General features: G+C 34.5%; 25 protein-coding genes. 16 read left to right on the top strand and 9 right to left on the bottom strand.

The features are described from left to right. Positions 1-2: 2 nt before the first annotated feature. Positions 3-869, bottom strand: a complete 867-nt coding sequence (locus tag PHV22_RS02920; RefSeq protein ID WP_295023181.1) for a hypothetical protein — start codon at positions 867-869, stop codon at positions 3-5. A gap of 84 nt (positions 870-953) precedes the next feature. On the opposite strand from PHV22_RS02920, the gene hemL reads away from it, so the two are divergent. From hemL to PHV22_RS02905, 3 genes are read left to right on the top strand one after another with little or no spacing between them, the layout of a single operon-like run. Beyond that, on the top strand, positions 954-2,246 hold the full coding sequence (gene hemL / locus PHV22_RS02915; RefSeq protein ID WP_295023182.1) for a glutamate-1-semialdehyde 2,1-aminomutase: 1,293 nt from the start codon (positions 954-956) through the stop codon (positions 2,244-2,246). Continuing rightward, on the top strand, positions 2,239-2,565 hold the full coding sequence (locus PHV22_RS02910) for an AtpZ/AtpI family protein (RefSeq protein ID WP_295023183.1): 327 nt from the start codon (positions 2,239-2,241) through the stop codon (positions 2,563-2,565). The genes hemL and PHV22_RS02910 overlap by 8 nt, the downstream gene beginning before the upstream one ends. Next, a complete protein-coding gene (locus tag PHV22_RS02905; protein ID WP_295023184.1) occupies positions 2,549-3,049 on the top strand; it encodes a hypothetical protein in 501 nt (166 codons plus the stop codon). The genes PHV22_RS02910 and PHV22_RS02905 overlap by 17 nt, the downstream gene beginning before the upstream one ends. On the opposite strand, the gene PHV22_RS02900 is transcribed toward PHV22_RS02905, so the two are convergent. Then, the gene (locus PHV22_RS02900; protein WP_295023185.1) at positions 3,046-3,729 is read right to left on the bottom strand and encodes a hypothetical protein; all 684 of its coding nucleotides are present in this window, start codon (positions 3,727-3,729) and stop codon (positions 3,046-3,048) included. The two genes, PHV22_RS02905 and PHV22_RS02900, sit on opposite strands and share 4 nt — an antisense overlap. Before the next feature lie 11 nt (positions 3,730-3,740). Beyond that, complete coding sequence (gene rpoD, locus PHV22_RS02895) at positions 3,741-5,612, bottom strand: RNA polymerase sigma factor RpoD (protein WP_295023186.1); 1,872 nt, start codon at positions 5,610-5,612, stop codon at positions 3,741-3,743. A 164-nt stretch (positions 5,613-5,776) separates the two neighbouring features. On the opposite strand from rpoD, the gene PHV22_RS02890 reads away from it, so the two are divergent. The 10 genes from PHV22_RS02890 (at position 5,777) to PHV22_RS02845 (ending at position 11,720) form a co-directional block, all read left to right on the top strand. Next, entirely contained in the window at positions 5,777-6,241 is a 465-nt protein-coding gene (locus PHV22_RS02890; RefSeq protein ID WP_295023187.1) for a globin, read from the top strand. Between the two features lie 76 nt (positions 6,242-6,317). Beyond that, positions 6,318-7,139 (top strand): flagellar hook-basal body protein, encoded by an 822-nt coding sequence (locus PHV22_RS02885; RefSeq protein WP_295023188.1) that lies wholly within the window; start codon positions 6,318-6,320, stop codon positions 7,137-7,139. A gap of 3 nt (positions 7,140-7,142) precedes the next feature. Beyond that, positions 7,143-7,931: a flagellar basal-body rod protein FlgG gene (flgG, locus tag PHV22_RS02880; RefSeq protein ID WP_295023189.1), complete on the top strand. Its 789-nt coding sequence runs from the start codon at positions 7,143-7,145 to the stop codon at positions 7,929-7,931. Positions 7,932-8,067: 136 nt separating this feature from the next. After that, positions 8,068-8,571, top strand: a complete 504-nt coding sequence (locus PHV22_RS02875) for a 3-isopropylmalate dehydratase small subunit (RefSeq protein ID WP_295023190.1) — start codon at positions 8,068-8,070, stop codon at positions 8,569-8,571. Further along, positions 8,571-9,638, top strand: coding sequence for a 3-isopropylmalate dehydrogenase (leuB, locus tag PHV22_RS02870; protein WP_295023191.1), 1,068 nt, complete (start codon positions 8,571-8,573; stop codon positions 9,636-9,638). Before PHV22_RS02875 ends, leuB begins: the two co-directional genes overlap by 1 nt. Beyond that, a complete protein-coding gene (locus PHV22_RS02865) occupies positions 9,635-9,883 on the top strand; it encodes a tetratricopeptide repeat protein (protein ID WP_295023192.1) in 249 nt (82 codons plus the stop codon). Before leuB ends, PHV22_RS02865 begins: the two co-directional genes overlap by 4 nt. Beyond that, a complete protein-coding gene (locus tag PHV22_RS02860; RefSeq protein WP_295023193.1) occupies positions 9,874-10,260 on the top strand; it encodes a hypothetical protein in 387 nt (128 codons plus the stop codon). The genes PHV22_RS02865 and PHV22_RS02860 overlap by 10 nt, the downstream gene beginning before the upstream one ends. After that, positions 10,257-11,093, top strand: a complete 837-nt coding sequence (gene purU, locus PHV22_RS02855; RefSeq protein WP_295023194.1) for a formyltetrahydrofolate deformylase — start codon at positions 10,257-10,259, stop codon at positions 11,091-11,093. The genes PHV22_RS02860 and purU overlap by 4 nt, the downstream gene beginning before the upstream one ends. A 10-nt stretch (positions 11,094-11,103) precedes the next feature. Continuing rightward, a complete protein-coding gene (locus PHV22_RS02850) occupies positions 11,104-11,574 on the top strand; it encodes a tRNA (cytidine(34)-2'-O)-methyltransferase (RefSeq protein ID WP_295023195.1) in 471 nt (156 codons plus the stop codon). Next, positions 11,571-11,720, top strand: coding sequence for a hypothetical protein (locus tag PHV22_RS02845; protein ID WP_295023196.1), 150 nt, complete (start codon positions 11,571-11,573; stop codon positions 11,718-11,720). The genes PHV22_RS02850 and PHV22_RS02845 overlap by 4 nt, the downstream gene beginning before the upstream one ends. A gap of 2 nt (positions 11,721-11,722) precedes the next feature. On the opposite strand, the gene ybeY is transcribed toward PHV22_RS02845, so the two are convergent. Then, positions 11,723-12,142 carry an rRNA maturation RNase YbeY gene (ybeY, locus tag PHV22_RS02840; protein WP_295023197.1) on the bottom strand — a complete coding sequence of 140 codons (420 nt, stop codon included), beginning with the start codon at positions 12,140-12,142 and terminating at the stop codon, positions 11,723-11,725. A gap of 38 nt (positions 12,143-12,180) precedes the next feature. Here ybeY and queC point away from each other — a divergent pair, with 38 nt between their 5' ends. Continuing rightward, positions 12,181-12,855, top strand: coding sequence for a 7-cyano-7-deazaguanine synthase QueC (gene queC / locus PHV22_RS02835; protein WP_295023198.1), 675 nt, complete (start codon positions 12,181-12,183; stop codon positions 12,853-12,855). Then, complete coding sequence (locus PHV22_RS02830; protein WP_367187070.1) at positions 12,836-13,504, top strand: M48 family metallopeptidase; 669 nt, start codon at positions 12,836-12,838, stop codon at positions 13,502-13,504. The genes queC and PHV22_RS02830 overlap by 20 nt, the downstream gene beginning before the upstream one ends. Before the next feature lie 11 nt (positions 13,505-13,515). On the opposite strand, the gene PHV22_RS02825 is transcribed toward PHV22_RS02830, so the two are convergent. The 5 genes from PHV22_RS02825 to mobB are packed head-to-tail and all read right to left on the bottom strand — an operon-like array spanning position 13,516 to position 17,978. After that, positions 13,516-14,511, bottom strand: coding sequence for a hypothetical protein (locus tag PHV22_RS02825; RefSeq protein ID WP_295023199.1), 996 nt, complete (start codon positions 14,509-14,511; stop codon positions 13,516-13,518). Further along, a complete protein-coding gene (gene metG / locus PHV22_RS02820) occupies positions 14,508-16,442 on the bottom strand; it encodes a methionine--tRNA ligase (protein WP_295023200.1) in 1,935 nt (644 codons plus the stop codon). The genes PHV22_RS02825 and metG overlap by 4 nt, the downstream gene beginning before the upstream one ends. A gap of 14 nt (positions 16,443-16,456) precedes the next feature. Beyond that, positions 16,457-16,648 carry a hypothetical protein gene (locus tag PHV22_RS02815; RefSeq protein WP_295023259.1) on the bottom strand — a complete coding sequence of 64 codons (192 nt, stop codon included), beginning with the start codon at positions 16,646-16,648 and terminating at the stop codon, positions 16,457-16,459. Beyond that, positions 16,632-17,474, bottom strand: coding sequence for a class 1 fructose-bisphosphatase (locus PHV22_RS02810; protein ID WP_295023201.1), 843 nt, complete (start codon positions 17,472-17,474; stop codon positions 16,632-16,634). The genes PHV22_RS02815 and PHV22_RS02810 overlap by 17 nt, the downstream gene beginning before the upstream one ends. Beyond that, complete coding sequence (gene mobB / locus PHV22_RS02805) at positions 17,475-17,978, bottom strand: molybdopterin-guanine dinucleotide biosynthesis protein B (protein WP_295023202.1); 504 nt, start codon at positions 17,976-17,978, stop codon at positions 17,475-17,477. A gap of 96 nt (positions 17,979-18,074) precedes the next feature. Between mobB and PHV22_RS02800 the strand changes: the two genes are divergently transcribed. Continuing rightward, positions 18,075-18,557, top strand: a complete 483-nt coding sequence (locus PHV22_RS02800; protein ID WP_295023203.1) for a hypothetical protein — start codon at positions 18,075-18,077, stop codon at positions 18,555-18,557. Positions 18,558-18,565 lie beyond the last annotated feature (8 nt).

The raw sequence follows: 18,565 nt of genomic DNA, 5'->3' as shown, positions 1-18,565 counted from the left end.
CTTTATCTACCCATATTGTAGTAGACATTATATCTGATAAGTATCTTTTCAGTTGGTCGTGGATACCTGCTGTACGCGTACTCAATAGTCTCTTTAGTCGTATCATCTAGTACATAAAACCCACTATTTTTTAGAAATTTAAAATCGCTCATGTCTCCATTTGGATGAAGATAAAACTCTATCACATTTACTCTATTTGCATTAAAATCTCTTGGTATATTTACCCTTGCAACCCTAGTTAAAACCTCTTGTGTTATTCTTCTCATAACCTCTTGATTGTCAATAATATATTTTTGTTGCCCAGCTGTTAATTTTGAAAATTCATCTCCATATAGCTCTTTTATACTACTGCTAATGCTGCTACCGCTTTTTTGTATGCTTTTTTGTTGTTGAGATACCTCTGAAGATCTATCTTCGCTCATCCATGCCAATGGATCTTTTGGTTTTTTTGGCTCAACATGTATATACGCTTCTTTTTTTGGAGGCGACTCTTTTGTGGGTACTGGCTCTGGCTTTGGTTCTACCTTTGGTGCTTCTGTAGCTTGTGATTTTTTTTCTACTTCTTTTGGATCAAACTTAATAAACTCTTTTTTTTCTGGTTCTGCTTTACTCGATTTATTCATCTCTTTCAATTGTTTACCATGAGGCATAGCAGCTGTTTTTTCATCAAGAGGCTTTGGTTGCTCTTTAGCTGGAGTTGGCTCTTTGTCCCTTTTTGGCATCTCTTTGAGGGATATTTTGATTTTGTTCTCTTTTGGTTCAACTGATTTTTTTATATCATGCTTTATACTACCTAAAAACAGAAATAGAAGAAGTAGTAAAGCGTGAATAAGAAGTGCCACAAAAAGTGCAAAGTATGAACGATTCAAGGTACCTCTTTTTTTAAAAAGGATTATATCAAATCAAGATTAATGCTACTTCGCTATAATTGCAAAAAATATTAAGGTATTCAAATGAGTAGAGATGGTTCACTAAAAGCTTTTAAGGAAGCACAAGATTTAATCCCAGGTGGAGTTAATTCACCTGTTAGAGCATTTAGTAGTGTTGGTGGAACTCCCCTGTTTATTAAAGAGGGTAATGGCGCATACTTGACTGATGTTGATGGCAACAAATATATTGATTATGTTCAAAGCTGGGGACCTCTTCTTTTTGGACACAGAGATGAGAGCATTGAAAAAGCTGTCATAGAGGCTGTAAAGCATGGACTTAGTTTTGGCGCTCCGACTCAGGCTGAGAGTGATTTGGCAAAACTTGTTATCTCTATGTTTGACTCGATTGAAAAGATTAGATTTGTAAGTAGTGGAACAGAGGCAGTTATGAGTGCCATTCGTCTTGCTCGTGGATATACTAACCGTGATGATATTGTAAAGTTTACAGGGTGTTATCATGGTCATAGTGATTCACTTTTAGTTCAAGCTGGAAGTGGGGCGGCTACATTTGGAAACCCAAGTTCTCCTGGAGTTCCAGCAGATTTTACAAAACATACACTTTTAGCAGAGTATAACAATATAGAGAGCGTTAAGAAGTGTTTTGCTGATTCTAAAAATATTGCTTGTGTCATAATAGAGCCAATTGCTGGAAATATGGGACTTGTTCCTGCCGATAAAGAGTTTTTACATGAGTTGAGAAAACTTTGTGACGAGAATGGAACTTTGCTTATTTTTGATGAAGTCATGAGTGGTTTTAGAGCATCCGTAAATGGTGCAGAGTCTATAACTGGAGTTAAACCAGACATAGTTACACTTGGCAAAGTTATAGGTGGCGGTATGCCGGTGGGTGCTTTTGGCGCAAGAAGAGAGATAATGGCAAAACTCTCACCAGAAGGACCGGTTTATCAAGCAGGAACGCTAAGCGGAAATCCAGTTGCTATGGCGGCAGGGTATGCATCATTATCAAAATTAAAAAATAATGCAAAAATTATTTCAGTTCTTAATGAGAGAGCAGAGAGGCTTATGAACGGTATGCAAAAAGAAGCATCTTTGTGTGGAATCCCAATGCAGATAGATACAAGAGGAAGTATGTTTGGATTTTTCTTCAACGAAAAACCTGTAAAAAATTTCGCTGATGCTTGCAACTCAGATGCAGAACTTTTTGCTAAATTTCATGCGGGTATGATTAATGAAGGTTTTTACTTCGCATGCTCACTTTATGAGACAGGATTTATTTCAACTGCCATAACTGATGAGATGATAGAAGATACCATCAGAGCGAGTGCTAGAGTATTTAAAGCTATTACAAATGGCTGAGAAAAATAAAGAGGAGCAAAAAGCTCCTAGAATAAAACCTATTATAGAGGCGGCTGATAATCTATCTTTAGGAATTTCTATAGTTGTGGCAGTTGCTATGGGTGTGGGAATCGGGATACTGCTTAAAAAATATACTGGAATTGGATGGACACTGTGGATAGGTATTTTTATAGGTATTGCTGCAGCTATCTCAAATGTTTATAAGGCTTACTCAAAGCAGATAAGAGAGTATGAAGAGCTAGCAAAAAAACCTCGCTACGCTATCAAGAAAAAGCTAAAAGAAGATGATGACGAGGATTATGGTGAAAAAAACTATTAGATTTATAGCTCTTGTAGAATTTTTTATTCTTCTTACGAATATAATTTCATTTGAATTTTTTATTAATCTTCAAATCTCATTTCTTAGTAGTTTTTTTATTATCTTAGGTTCGTCAATCGCCTATAAGAAGATGATAATAACGCAAGTTTTAGCAGAAAATATAGATGAAAAAAGAGACATTCTTGATGAGATAGAAGATCCGTATGAACTTTTTAATGATGAAAAACAAGAAGAGTCATTAGTAGAAAAGGATTTTAAAGATGTGATCAAAGATGAGAGAGAAAAGATAAAAATTTTAAATATAAAAGATATCAAAAAAGGCTCAAAAGCTGGTTTTTCACCATTTAGACTTGTTCCATATCTGTTTTTAATTTTAGGATTTATTGCTCTAAAAAACAATGAACTTTTAAATATTGCAGTGTACCTTCCATCATTACTGCTAGGTATAGTTATTGGGCATATCGCTTCTAAAGATTTTAACTAAGCAGTAATCATTGGAATATTTATGAGTATACTCTTTTTTATCTCTATATAAAAACTAGCAGTCGCCGTTAAAGCCTCTAAAGTATTTATTTTTTGTTTATCTATAATTTCTGCACTTATTTCAATAGAAAAAATACTATATTTTTTATCCTCATATTTTATATGCTCACCAACTCTATAAAATATTTTTGTATTTATTTTACTGTTTTGCTCAAAACACTCATATGCTTTACTAAGAACTTTTATAAAACTGTTTGAGTCGATTGTAATCTCTGGGATAGTTGGGTCAAAATCTTTTGTAAACTCTATTTTTGAGTTGATGGATTTGGATGAGATACACAAATCAACTAAGGCATAGATATTTATAAGCTCGCCACTTGGTTTTGGTTTATTTATCTTAAATGATGGTGTTCTGTATAGTTTTATACCTATTTCATTCTCATTTTCATATCCAATGGTAATTGCAAAAAAGCTATATCTTCCAAATTCTAACTCTATAAATGTTGTCTTAAAACCAAACGAAACATTGGCATAAGTTGTTGCAATACTAAAGAGCTCATCCGTAGTTGCAACGCCTAAAAGAAACTGAGCCTCAGAGTTCAAGGACAATACTTTTGCATTTTTATCAAAAATAACAAAAGGATTGTAATCGTTTTCTATCCACTGTTGCTCAAAAGTCATCTGTTATTTGACTACTCTTCCATATAATTTTTAAGTTTTCTACCAACTTTAGGATGTTTGAGCTTCTTAATAGCACTTGATTCTATCTGACGAACTCTCTCCCTTGTAACATTTAACTCTTTGCCTATCTCTTCTAGGGTTCTATCAGATTCATCATCCATAATTCCAAAACGAAGTTTTATAACAGCTTTCTCTCTCTCATTTAGTTGTTCTAAAACACTCTCAATTTGAACTTTTAAATCATCTTTTAATATCGCATCTGAAGGAGATAGTGATGTTTTATCTTCAATAAAATCACCAAATCTTCCATCATCTTCGCTTCCGATTGGAGCTTCAAGGCTTATTGGCTCTTTTGTGATTTTTATTACATTTTTAACTTTCTCAACAGAGAGTCCAACCTCTTCGGCAATTGTCTCAACATCAGGCTCTTTGCCATTTTCTTGAAGATGTTTACGGATAATTTTGTTGATACGGTTTATAGTCTCAATCATATGGATTGGAATACGAATAGTTCTTGCTTGGTCTGCAATAGCGCGAGAAATCGCTTGACGAATCCACCAAGTTGCATATGTTGAAAACTTATAACCTTTTTGGTATTCAAACTTATCAACCGCTTTCATAAGTCCAATATTTCCCTCTTGGATAAGGTCAAGGAACGGTAATCCACGATTTGTGTATCTTTTTGCGATTGATACAACAAGTCTAAGATTTGATTTTGCCATTTTAGTTTTAGAGATTTCAGAGATATTTTTACCTCTTTTAATCTGCTCTAAAATATCCATAAGTTTCTCAGGTTCCATGTCAAAACTATTTTTTGATGCCTCTTTGGTTTGAACTAGTTTTTTAATCTCCATGTATGTGCTAACCATGGTCGCCTCTGGAACCATACCGGAAATATCTTCTTTTGTAAGATCACAAATTTTGCTTATCAAAACTTTATGATTAGCCTTTAGAGTCGCATTAAAAAGTGGAAGTTTATACTCCAGTCTTCTTAACTCTTTATCATAACCCTCATCACTCTTAAGCGCTGTCTCCATAGCTTTAACAAGCTCATTTATAAGCTTTGAAGTTGGTCCTAGTTCTAAAAGTTTTTCTTTTAAGATAGATTTTTTGAATGTTACATTTAAAAAGTATTGAAAAATCTCTAAAGTAAGTTCGCCATCTAAATTTTCTGGCATCTTCTCAGCGAGCTTTATCCACTCTTTTTTTGCTTTTTCTAACTCTTTAAAGCTGATTGTTACTTTTTCAACCCTTGTTTTATCTTTTACAGTTAAAACCTTCTCTTTCTCTTCACCTTCTTCATCATCTTCGTTTTCATCAACCTCTTCGCCGCTATCTGCATCTTCTTCTTTTTCATCTTCAAAGCTTCTAAAGAGCTCTTTTACTCTTCTTTCACGGTTGATGAGAGGCTCTTTATAGTCTAAAATAAACTCTATCAAGTATGGAACAGAACATATTGCATCTATAATAATGCTCTCTCCACCCTCGATTTTTTTAGATATCTCTATCTCTTCTTCTTTGCTTAAAAGTGGAATTTGACCCATTTCACGAAGATACATACGAACTGGCGAATCAGAACGAGACCACTCAAGAAGCTCATGCTCTTTTAGTATGTCAAACTTATCTGTTTCATTATTTTCAAGCATCTTTCTTTGAGCATTTTTTCTAGCTTGAGCTTCTTTATCATTAAGAAGTTTTGCATGCTCAGAAGAGGTAAAAATACATGATTTGTTTTTTACTGCAAGTTTAAACATATTGTTTATCTGTGCAGTTGATGGCTGTTTGTCAAAAAGCTCTATGATTGATTCGTAAGTTAAACACTCTTTTGATTTCTGATTTGCAAAAAATGCGTCGATAGATTTGTTGAGATCTTTAGCTGTCATATAGATTATGCCTTATGGAGTTGAAGGATTTTTAAAAATTGGATTATACCCAAATATTTTAATTTTGTGTTTTTTATGGTAAATTTGTATAAAATAAAAATTTATTTTGGAATGTTCCCTATAAACTAGACAGTTTCTAATCAAATAAAATAGCAGGGGTAAATATGAGTTTTGAGATAACAAAAGCAACCAAGGGTGAGAGAGTGAAGTTTAATAATCCTAATCCTGCCTTTTATGAAGCACTAGGTTACAATGGCATGCAGGAGCTTATGTATAAATTTTATGATGAAATCTACCATGGTGATATTGCTCACTTTTTTCCACAAGATCATGGAGAGTTTGAAGAGGTTAAAAAGAGGAATACAAAGTTTTTTATTCAAATCTGTGGTGGACCCTCTATTTATGATGATGAGATGAGAGGCAAGGATTTAGACCAATACATGATTGATATTCATAAAAACTTCTCTATATATTTAAAGTCTAGAGATGAGTGGCTTGGTACATTTAGAAGCGTGCTTATGGAACTAGATATTGACCAAGCCATAAAAGATGATTTTTGGGACTATCTCGATAAGTTTTCAAAACTTACGGTAAATAGGTGGCCAAAAGAGTCTGCTTATCTTTACTAAGCAGATATTTTACTCAATTAACACAACTTGGAACACACATTGCTTTAGCTACAAAAAACAGAGCTAAAGGGCACCTATGCAAAGTGGATATTATAGTTCAGCGGCTGGTATGGTCACTCAATTTAATCGTCTAGACACTATTTCAAACAATCTTGCCAATATGAACACTATTGGTTTTAAAGAAGACAATATAGTCATAGGAGATTTTTTGCGTCTTTATAAAGAAGCGAGGGATGATTTACCACTTGCAAATCAAACCAAAGAAGCAGCTCAATTTCTAAATAGATCTCTAAATAAAGCGCCACAAATAGTAGATTCATACACAGATCACTCTCTTGGCGTTATGCAAAAAAGTGACAATCAACTAGATTTGGCTCTCTCCAAGGAAGGTCTCTTCTTTTTAGTAAAAACACCCCAGGGGATTAGACTCACACGAGATGGTGCTTTTACAGTAAATGATGAAGGAACAATCACAACTAAGGGCGGTTTTGAGGTTTTGCCAAGTGACTATTTTACATCTAAGAAATCTATGCGAATAAATCAAGAGGATACTGCTCTTCAAATAAGTAAAAATGGCGAGATAGTCACAGCCATACCAAATAGTGCTAAGTTTGCTCAAGGAGCTAAATTTTTTATCGCCCAGCCAGACAATATGGCACTTTTAAAAAAAGAGGGCAATAACCTATATAGATATGATGGGGAAGGTGAGCTAAAGAGTGCAGACAACAGTGGTGCTGTTCTACAGGGTTTTGTTGAGAAAAGCAATGTTAACGCAATTGGTATGATGACACAAATGATAGAGACTAACCGCCTAGTAGGGATGTATCAAAAGGCTATGAGCACACAGATGGATGATATGAACAACGACGCTATAAATAAAATTGCCAAAAAAGGATAATCTATGATGCAATCACTCTACACTGCTTCTACCGGGATGATAGGAATGCAGACACAAATAAACACGACTGCAAATAATATTGCCAATGTCAACACGATAGGTTTTAAGAAGTCTCGTGCAGAGTTTGCTGACCTTATGTACAAAGTAATGGAGTATGCTGGAACTTCAACAAGTGATGCCACCAAAAGTCCTACTGGTATAGAGGTTGGTCTTGGTTCCAGACCTACAGCTATCAATAAAATATTTGCAGAAGGTAGCTTAAAGCAGACAGATAATCAACTAGATATTGCAGTTACCGGCAGAGGTTTTTTCAAACTTGAGCTTCCAACTGGCGTTGAGACATACTCAAGAAACGGTGCTTTTAAAGTTGATCAAAATGGAACACTAGTAAATAGTGATGGATATAAACTTCTTCCTGAAGTTGTTATACCGCCAGATGCAACAAGTATAACAATTGGTACAGATGGCACAGTTACTGTTGTTCAGCCAGGACAAGCTCAAGCAGCTCAAGTTGGACAAATTACGCTAGTTAACTTTATAAATCCTGCCGGACTTCACTCTATGGGAGATAATTTGTATGTTGAGACAGATAGTTCTGGTCAACCGTTAGAAGGAACTCCAGGTTTAGACGGCTTAGGCAATTTAAGACAAGGTTTTGTTGAGCTTAGCAATGTTGAACTTGTTGTTGAGCTAACTGATTTGATAACGGGACAACGAGCCTATGATTCAAACTCAAAAGTTATCACAACCAGTGATGAAATGCTACAAACTACAAACAATCTAAAAAGATAAAAATCTCCTAAAAACAGCTTAATACTATTAAATATCAAGCTGTTTATCCCCAACTGTTTTTTTATGTTTTATTAAAATAAAATTTCATTTTAGCTACAATCGCAAACTTAATTAAATAAATACTTAGGATTTTTATATGCAAAAAGCAAATATTGACGGGAAAGTTTGGACTTTTGGAAAAGATATTGATACAGATTTAATTATAGCAGCACGCTATTTAAATACATCAGTACCAGAGGAGTTAGCTAAACATGTGATGGAAGATGCTGATCCAGAATTTGTAGCTAAAATGAACAGAGGCGATGTTATAGTTGCTGGTGAGAATTTTGGTTGCGGAAGCTCTCGTGAACACGCGCCAATCGCACTAAAAGCTGCTGGAGTCGCTGCTGTGATTGCTCCAACTTTTGCAAGAATATTTTATCGCAATGCATTCAATATGGGGCTTCCTATATTTGAACTAAAAGAGAGTGACGAGATAAAAGAGGGCGATGAGATAACTGTTGATATGAATAATGGAACAATCACAAACAAAACAGCAGGTAAAACTTACAACTTTATTCCTATTCCAGCATTTATGCAAGAGCTGATTGACGCCGGTGGATTGATGAATTTTGCTCAAAATGAGATTAAAGGTAAATAATGAAAACATACAAAATTGCACTAATTAAAGGTGATGGAATCGGTCCTGAGATTATAGATGAAGCGGTTAAGGTTTTAGACTTCCTTTCATCTTGTTTTGATTTTAATTTTGAGTACAAAGAGGCTTTGATGGGAGGTTGTGCTTACGAAGCAACTGGCGATCCTCTGCCTCAAGAGACTATTGATATCTCACTTGAGAGCGACGCTGTTTTATTTGGCGCAATCGGTGGATTTAAATGGGACAACCTTCCTCGTGAAAAAAGACCAGAGAGCGGACTACTGAGATTTAGAAAAGAGCTTGGCGTTTATGCAAACCTTCGTCCAGCAATAGTTTATGATGAACTAGTAAATGCTTCATCTCTTAAGCCGTCTATTGTTCAAGGTGTCGATTTGATGGTTGTTCGTGAACTTATTGGTGGAATCTATTTTGGTGAGCCAAAAGGGCGAGATGAAAACAGAGGCTGGAACACCATGGTTTACACGCGTGATGAGATAGTAAGAATAGCTCATCACGCGTTTAAAATAGCTATGACAAGAACTAAAAAAGTGTGCTCAATCGATAAAGCAAATGTACTTGATGTTTCTCAACTTTGGAGAGATGTTGTTACTGAAGTAGCAAAAGAGTACCCAGAAATCGAGCTTTCTCACATGTATGTTGATAACGCAGCTATGCAGCTTATCCGTGATCCAAAACAGTTTGATGTAATGCTCACAGGGAATATTTTTGGTGATATTTTAAGTGATGAGGCAAGTATGCTCTCTGGCTCTATCGGACTTCTTCCATCTGCTTCAGTTGGTGCTAAAATAGGAGTTTATGAGCCAATTCATGGTTCGGCTCCAGACATAGCTGGTCAGGGCATAGCAAATCCAATCGCTACAATCTCTTCTGCGTCAATGATGCTTAGATATGCGTTTGGCGAAAATGCGGCGGCAGATAAGATAGATAACGCTATAAAGTTGGTTTTAAAAGAGGGTTACAGAACAAAAGATTTAGCACAGTTTGATGCTAAAGTAGTCTGCTCAACAAGCGAAATGGGCACCATTATTGCCAACTATGTAGCAAAATGAAAACATTAACTCTAGCAAATATCTATGAGCTTCAAGGATTAAAAGATGATGCTCTTGAAATTTACAAAGAGATTTTAAAAAAAGACCCAGCAAACAGCGATGCAAAAATTGCTATCAGAAGACTCTCTGGAATGAGAAAAAAGTTTCTAAATGTAAATGCAGAGATGAAAAATTTCTTCCTAAGGATGGAAGAAGAGATTGAGTTTTATGAATTTGAAAGGTGGTTGTTAAAATCATGGAATTAAAAGATGTAATACTGTCAACTTTAGCAGAGATGGAAGAGATAGGGGTTGAGAAAAATAGTTTAATACAAACGCATGAATTTAAACAAAAAATAAACTATGAGCAAAACACAAGGGAAGAGTATATATCTGAGCGTGAGCAAAAATATGAGCCTTTAGTGGAGGCTCAACCTGAAATACAACGAGAGCAAAACAGTAATAATGAACTATTTTTCTTAGAATCAATAAGAGAGAGAATGCTTGTCCTTTTTGAGGGGTTTCAAGCACCAAACAACACAAATATAGAAGCAAAAGTAGATATGACGCTTAATTTTTTAGAGTATGTTTTAGTCTCTATCGATTCTAGAGTTAGCGAGATTGAAAAAGGATCTAAGAAATGAGTCAATACAGAGTTTTGATAGATGCTGATGATGAAAAAGGGTTGGTTTATAAAGTTTCTACAGTTTTTTACAATAATGATCTGAATATATTGTCAAATAGTGAGTTTGTCGATAAAGATAATAATAAATTTTTTATGAGAAGCGTTGTTGATGGTGAGATAGCACTAGATAAACTAAAACAGCTTATTGTAGAAATATTACCGAGCAATGCAAATGTTAAAGTTATAGAACCAAAGAAGAAAAATATAATAATTATGGTTACAAAAGAGATGCACGCTCTAGGCGATATTCTTATCCGTCATGAAGCAGATGAGTTAGAAGCTAACATCTTGGCTGTTGTATCTAATTATGATGAGCTAGAATCTCTTGTTGGTAAATTCGGAATCCCTTTTATCACTATCTCACACATTGATTTAAGCAGAGACGAGCACGAAAGTAAAGTTTTAGAGTGTTTAGCCCAGTTTAAAGATGTTGATTATATTGTTTTAGCAAAATATATGAGAATTCTAACACCAAAATTTGTAGAAGTGTATGAGAATAAAATTATCAATATTCACCACTCATTTTTACCTGCATTTATAGGCTCGAATCCATATAAGCAGGCTTATGATAGAGGCGTGAAGATTATCGGAGCAACATCACATTTTGTAAACAACAACCTTGATGAAGGTCCAATTATTGCGCAAGAAGTTATCCGAGTAGATCACGCTTACAGCTGGAGAGATATGCAACGCTCTGGCAAAGATGCAGAAAAAGTAGTTTTATCTCACGCCATCAAGTTAGCGCTTGAAGATAGAATCTTTGTTTTTGCAAACAAAACAGTAATCTTTTAGGGTAACTTTTTTGTTTAATATAGTTTTAGTCAATCCTCAAATACCAAACAATACAGGTGCAATAGGGCGCTTGTGCGTAAATGCTGGTGCAACGCTACATATCATAAAGCCGATTGCATTTGATATTGATGAAAAAGCCGTAAGAAGAGCAGGACTTGACTACTGGCACAAGTTGGATCTAAAAGTTTGGGAAAATATAGATGAGTTTTTTGCTAACAATGAGATAGAAGATAATGCACATTTTGCGACTACAAAAACAGATAAACCTTACTTTCAAGCAAGTTTTAAAAAAGGTGATTTTATATTTTTTGGAAGCGAAACAGCAGGTATTGCGGAAGAGATTTTAAATACATACAAAGAACAAAACATAACAATACCCATGACAAAAGATGGCAGAAGTTTAAATCTAGCAATCAGCGCTGGCGTGGTACTTTATGAAGCTATAAGACAAAACTACAATCAGTTCATGGATATAGAGTGAGCACAATAATCAACATAGTCGTAATCTCTCTTTTTATTCTGTTTATGATTTTTATTTTTGGCGGCTATCACAAAAATAAATCATCTAAAAGAGAAGAGTTAAGGGAGCTAGAAGAGATGCAAAGCAGTGAGAATCTTAAAAAATAAATCTACTCTTGCGTTCTAACAATTAAACTCTTAGGAAGATTAAACTTCTCTATAAGCCTAGCTTCTTCGTCTCTCATCTCTCCGCTATCAACCTCATGATCAAAACCAAGTAGATGCAGTAGTCCATGTATAAAAAGAAGCCCGCACTCATCGTTTATGCTATGACCAAACTCTTTTGCTTTATCTTCTATATGGTTTGCTGAAATTACGATACTTCCAAGTGGAGCAAGCGGCATCTCCTCAAATGGAAAACTAAGCACATCAGTATCTTTGTCAATGCCTCTAAACTCTCTATTTATCTCTCTTATCTCTTTGTTATCTGTGATGATAAGCTCTATCTCTTTTTTTGTTAGAGAGAGTGCGATATTTTCTAAAATATCTATATCTATTTTAAGTAAAGTTCTGTTATCAAATTCAATCATAAACGCGATTATATCAGATATTATGCTAAAATATTTTTATGATTTTAACAAATAAAAAAGCCGTCTGCGTTATGAGTGGTGGCATGGATTCAACACTTTCTGCATACATGATGAAACATGATGGGTATGAAATTATTGCCCTGCATTTCAACTACAGCCAAAGAACTCAGTCGAAAGAGCTTGCCTGCTTCAACAGTATCTGCAACGAATTAAATGTTACCAATAAGTATGTACTTGATTTGGATTTTTTTGCTCAGATTGGTGCATCTGCATTAACTGATAAAAACATAGAAGTACCAACTGGTGGTATAGAGCACGGTATTCCAGTAACTTATGTGCCTTTTAGAAATGGAATATTTTTAAGTATGGCAGCTGCAATTGCAGAGAAAGAGGGTGCTGAAGCTATATGTATCGGTGTTGTAGAAGAGGATAGTAGTGGCTATCCTGATTGTAGAGAAACTTATATAAAAAGTATGCAGGAGAGCATAAATCTTGGAACAAAAGATGAAACAAAAATAGAGATAAAGATGCCGTTGGTTCATCTTAGTAAATCCCAAATAGTTCAAAAATCTCTGGAATTAAATGTTGCATTAGGTTTGACTTGGAGTTGCTATAAAAATGAAGATGAGGCCTGTGGCGTTTGTGATAGTTGCAGGCTAAGATTAAATGGTTTTAAGTTAACAGGAGTAAAAGATCCAATTAGCTACAAATAGAATACACTTCAAAGATTTACAAATCCAGCATATCTGTAAACCAAGACTAAAAAACAGCTATATAAGTGTTAAAAAAAGTGGCGAAATTACACTTAAAACCCCAAAAGTATCAAGCATATTTATCCAAGATTTGCTTACAAAAAAAGAGTTATGGATAAGGGAGCGACTATTTGCGTTAGAGCAAAATCAGCCAATAAAAGTAAATTTAGAGGATGAAGTTTTACTTTTTTATGAAATCATCAGTATTGATATGGATGAAGCTAGAGTCTTAAGAGAGTATCTTGAAAAAATCAAAGTTCAAAATGAAAAAAATATTTTAATCTGTTATGATAAATTTTATATGTCTTATGCGAAAGAGTACTTACCATCAAGAGTTGATTATTTTGCAAAGCTTATGAACCTAAGTTATAGCGAGTTAAAGTTTAGAAAAATGAAGGGCAGGTGGGGAAGTTGTAGCTCAAAAGGAGTAATTACTCTCAATACTCAACTGATTAAAATTGATAAAAAAATAATCGATTTTATAGTTGTTCACGAGCTCTCACATCTAGTACATATGAACCATTCAAAAATGTTTCATGGTTTAGTTAAACAGTATATTCCAGATGCAAAAGCATTAAATAGGGCTTTAAAAGAAACTAATATTATGTGATGCCATAAAACTTAAAACTCAAACAATAGTTGCTGTTTACTTGTTGTTGGTCTATTTAACAGTGATTTATCAACGCCTACAATAAGAGCAAAATGAAAAATAGAACTCTTAAGTATCTCTATTATCTCTCTCTCGTCTTTGTAATAAAAAATATTTTCATCATTTTCACACTCTATATTTTTTGGAATTATATATATTATTTTTGCCCAGTTTGCATTTTTTTGAAGAAATTTAATTTCTGAGTGAATTAGTTGGCTATTTTTTTCAAAAATCAACACTTTATCGCTTGTTCCAAACTCTTTTGGTTCAAAATTTCTGTTAGTAAATACCGCCATAAAGTGCTCAATCGGTACAAATTTTTTAACCCTATACTCTATTTTAAGAATTTCTAGTGTATTTAAAAGCTCTTCGAGGTATGGTATAAAAAAAGGCGACAGTAGTTGTCTTTCGTAAAAAATATTTTTAAATATAAAAGATGTTTCAAAAAGTGTTTGCTCCATAATTTCAATAGGCTCAACTATTGTTTGTGGTAGTTCTTTTATGGAGACAAATATATCTTTATTTGTTAGGGTAGGGCAAAACAGTACAGTAGCTCTATCTTCAATGTTCCAGAGTTCTTTAAATATGACTCTAACATTACCAGACAGAGCAAGAAAGTTTGTTTGGGTTATGATTTGCAAAGAGAGCTTCAGTATAATTTCATTACACTCGTAAACAGTAACTTCTTTTTCAATCATCTTAAATCTGATTAACAGATTTAATGCAACATCGAGATTATCTACTTTTACCCAAGCAATTTCACTATCACTTACTTTAGCAGAAGTGTCAAAAACTACACCATACGCACCATTTAAAACAGCTAGCTCAATCTCGCCACTGTCATAAGCAAAGAAAAGATCTCCTCTTTTTACTTTTGAAGCTTCAAAGATTATGTTCTCAAAACTGTTTATACATGGTTCGTTTATAAGTGTAGCATTTGTGAGTGCTAGAAAATTTTCAAGTCTCATCCAATAGGCGTGCCAGCTTTTTTAGGCTTTTCTGGCCTAATTAGAGATAAGCCATCCTCATCTTTGGCAGCAAGAAGCATTCCTTCTGAGAGCATTCCCATAAGTTTTGCGGGTTTTAAATTTGCGACAACACAAACTTGCGTACCAATAAGCGACTCGGCACTATAAAATTCTTTGATTCCAGCCACAATTTGTCTGATTCTGCCATCACCCAAATCAACTTGAAGTTTTAGCAATTTAGTACTTTTAGGAACTTCCTCGGCCTCAAGAACAGTGCCAACTTTTAGAGATGTTTTAAAAAACTGACCTATCTCTATTAGATTATCTTGCTCTTTTATGCTCTCTATTGTATTTTTACTCTCTTCTTTTAGTAAAACAGGCTGAGCTGCTGGAGCTTCTGGCATTAAAGGCTCCTCTACACGAGGAAACAGAGGTGGAACTTTTTTAATACTAAATAATTTTAATAATTTTCTATCTAATACAAGCTCTCTATAGCTAATATTATCAATTGTAAAATTGAGTGCATCGGCTATAATATTTGTCGTTTTTGGCATAACTGGGCTTAGCATAATTGCGGCTTTTGCGAGTATATTTGCAACCAACGCCACTGTTGCAGCTGCTTCATCTTTTTTACCATTTTTCATCTTAACCCATGGCGCATGTTCTTCGATTGCTTTGTTTCCAATCGAAAACAACTTCCATAACTCTTCCAGATATCTATGTGCTTGAACTTGCTGCATTAGAGAATCAAGTGAATCAAGCACGATATTCATGGCATCTAGCTCTTTTTTGTGGTACTTTTGTACATCAACACTGTTAATTTCATAGTCTGAATACTTCTCGCTCATGCCAATAATGCGGTTTAGGAGATTACCAAGATCATTACTCAGCTCAGAGTTTATTCTATCTATAAAAGCCCGCTGTGAAAAATCGCCATCTTGGCCAAATGGAACTTCTCTAAGCATAAAATATCTTAAATTTTCAACCCCATAAGCATCTGCAACCTCTTTTGGAGCAACAACATTTCCCTTAGATTTTGACATTTTCTCACCATCTCTAGTCCACCAACCATGCGCACCAATATGTTTTGGAAGAGGTAAATCAAGGCTCATTAAAAAAGCTGGCCAATAGATAGCATGAAAACGAAGAATATCTTTGCCTACAAATTGAATAGATGCTGGCCAATATCTCATATTAGCATCATCTTTTCCATATCCAAGAGCCGTAATGTAGTTCATGAGAGCATCTAACCAAACATACATAACATGTTTGTCGTCATTTAACGACTCTGGCATTTTAACGCCCCAAGTAAAAGATGTTCTTGTTACAGAGAGATCACGCAAGCCAGTCTTTACGAAGTTTATAACCTCATTTGTGCGAGAGCGAGGAAGAACAAAATCTGGATTATCTGCATAATGTTTTAAAAGTGCACCTTCATATTTTGAGAGTCTGAAAAAATAACTCTCTTCTTTAACGATAGTCGTAGCTCTTCCACAATCAGGGCAAAATTGACCATCTATCAGTTGCGTTTCAGGGAAAAAAGTCTCACAGCTCACACAGTAGTGACCCTCGTAAAAATCTTTATAAATATCACCTTTTGCGTACATAACTTCAAATGCCTTCTGGACACCTCTTTTATGATCTTCATCGGTAGTTCTTATAAACTTATCATAACAGATATCAAACTCATCCCATAAATTTTTAAAAGTAGCACTGATTTCATCCGCAAACTGTGCAGTTGATTTATTGTTTTTTATAGCAGACTCTTCTATCTTCTGCCCATGCTCATCAGTTCCAGTTAAAAAGTATGTATCTTCTCCCTTTAGCTTCTCATATCTAGCCATAGTATCTGCGATAAAGGTCGTATAAGCGTGCCCAATGTGAGCCTCGCCATTTACATAGTATATGGGTGTCGTTATATATTTACTCAATTTTTTATCCTCATCTAAAATTCAAATCCGCCAGTATCGCCTTTTGACATACTGTTGTAAACTGATTTTACATAATCAGTTCTTAGCTCACAACTAAAATACTCTTTGCAGTCACTACAACTCTTTAGATTTTTACTGCTTTGGCACTCTTTAACTTTGATTATCATCTCATCAAGATGAAGATCAAATCTATCTTTGTTTTGCATAGACATCTTTTACTCTTGCGGTTTCATATTTTGAGCCGAAAAAGCAGACTGCTGTATCATGAATATGAGCATGTGAGAGCGTCATTAAATCATTAAAACCATCAATTGCCTCGCCACCAGATGTTTTAAAAATAAAAGCAAAAGGGAAAACTTCAAAAAGTTTGCGAAGCTTACCATTTGGTTTGTCGGAGGTTCCAGGATAACTAAATAGTCCGCCACCTTTTAAGAGTATTTGATGTAAATCAGGAACCATTCCGCCAGAGTATCTTAGACGATAGCCCTCATTAAAAAAACTATCAACCATTTCTTTATGATAAGGTGCCCAGTTTTGTTGGGTGCCGCCAGGTGCGTTAAGATTGCCTTTCTCTTTTAAGCGAATCTCTTTTACAAACTCAAACTCACCTGCTTGAAGTAGATAAAGCTTTGTTTTGTTCTCTGCAAAAACCATCTCAACTCTTGGTCCGTAAACAACATAGCAAGAAGCAACCATATTTTTAGAGCCGAAATCATTTTCATAAATTCCAAAAATAGAACCTACACTAAGATTTACATCTACCAACGAAGAGCCGTCTAATGGGTCGTATGCTATGAAATATTTTCCATCTTTATGCATTGGCATAGGAAGCTCTTTCTCTTCGCTGGCAATTGTATTTACTGATAAAACTCTTGAGAACTCTTCCTCAATAATCATATCGCACTTAATATCAAGCTGAAGCTGAGTCTCTCCAGAGCTATTTTCTTGCTGTGAATAGCCTATATCTTTAACATCTATAGCCTCTTTTATTCTTATTGCGCTTCTTTGAATGGCGTCAAATATATCTCTCAATTAAACTTCCTTTGCGTTTTTTAAAATCCACGATATAACATTATCGCAGTTATTTACATCTAAAATATCAATATTCGCTGGTAAATCATATTTTTTAATATCTATGCTGTTATCCGTTGCCAGAGCATCCATATATGGAAAATAGTCACAATCTAGTGAATTTCTAAACACGCTTATTCGCGGTAGTGGTAGGTTTTTAAGTCCCTCAACCAACAAAACATCAAAATCATCAAAAAGTCTAATCATCTCATCAAGTTCTTTTTGTTTTTTTGAAAAATATGTCGTTCTGTTTGGGGAAGTGACAATAACTTCAGCACCAGTATCCGAAAACTTGTAGCTATCTTTCCCCTCAACATCGAATCTAGCCTTGTCTTTTGGATCATGCTTGATGATAGCAACAGCTTTTCCATGCTCATGAATAAGCCTTCTTGCTACTTTTAATATAAGTGTAGTTTTTCCACTATTTGATGGACCTGTAAATGCGACGGCTAATCTTTTTTTCAATCAATATCTCTTTTATTGTTTAAGTGATTATACAAAATAGTCTTTAAAAACTGGTTTAACTAAGATATAATTCCTCAATTTTCAACAGGATTAAAAATGAAATATTTTTTTATAATCTCTATATTTTTGCTATTTTTCACAGGATGTTCAGAAAAAAATGCGTTTGTTAAATTTAAGATGAGCAAAGATGAAGAGCAAAGTGTTTCAAGTTTACAAACAAGTCAAATCAAATTTAAAAATGCAGAGATTGCTGGAGTTATTTCGGCTGTATATTTAAATGAGATTTATCCAGAAAGATTTAAAGAGTATGACTCATTTTTTGTATATATCTACATGAAAGACTCAAAAAACACAGACTCCATAAATCCTAAAATAAATCTAGAGATGAATGAAGCAATACCTAAAAATATAACAGAACTCTCAAGCAATAATGAGTTTACGCATCTAGTAGATATTAAAAGCAGTTGGAATAGATACTATTTAGTTGAGTTCGAGAAGGATTGCAATACGCTTAATCTTACTTTTGATAATGGATTATCTATGTCTAGTGTATTAAAATATATAAAAGGCGATCAGTAAGAAACCCA

The sequence above is a fragment of the Sulfurimonas sp. genome (assembly GCF_028713515.1).
Taxonomy (GTDB): Bacteria; Campylobacterota; Campylobacteria; order Campylobacterales; family Sulfurimonadaceae; genus Sulfurimonas.
This window is presented reverse-complemented; position numbering and strand designations above follow the sequence as displayed.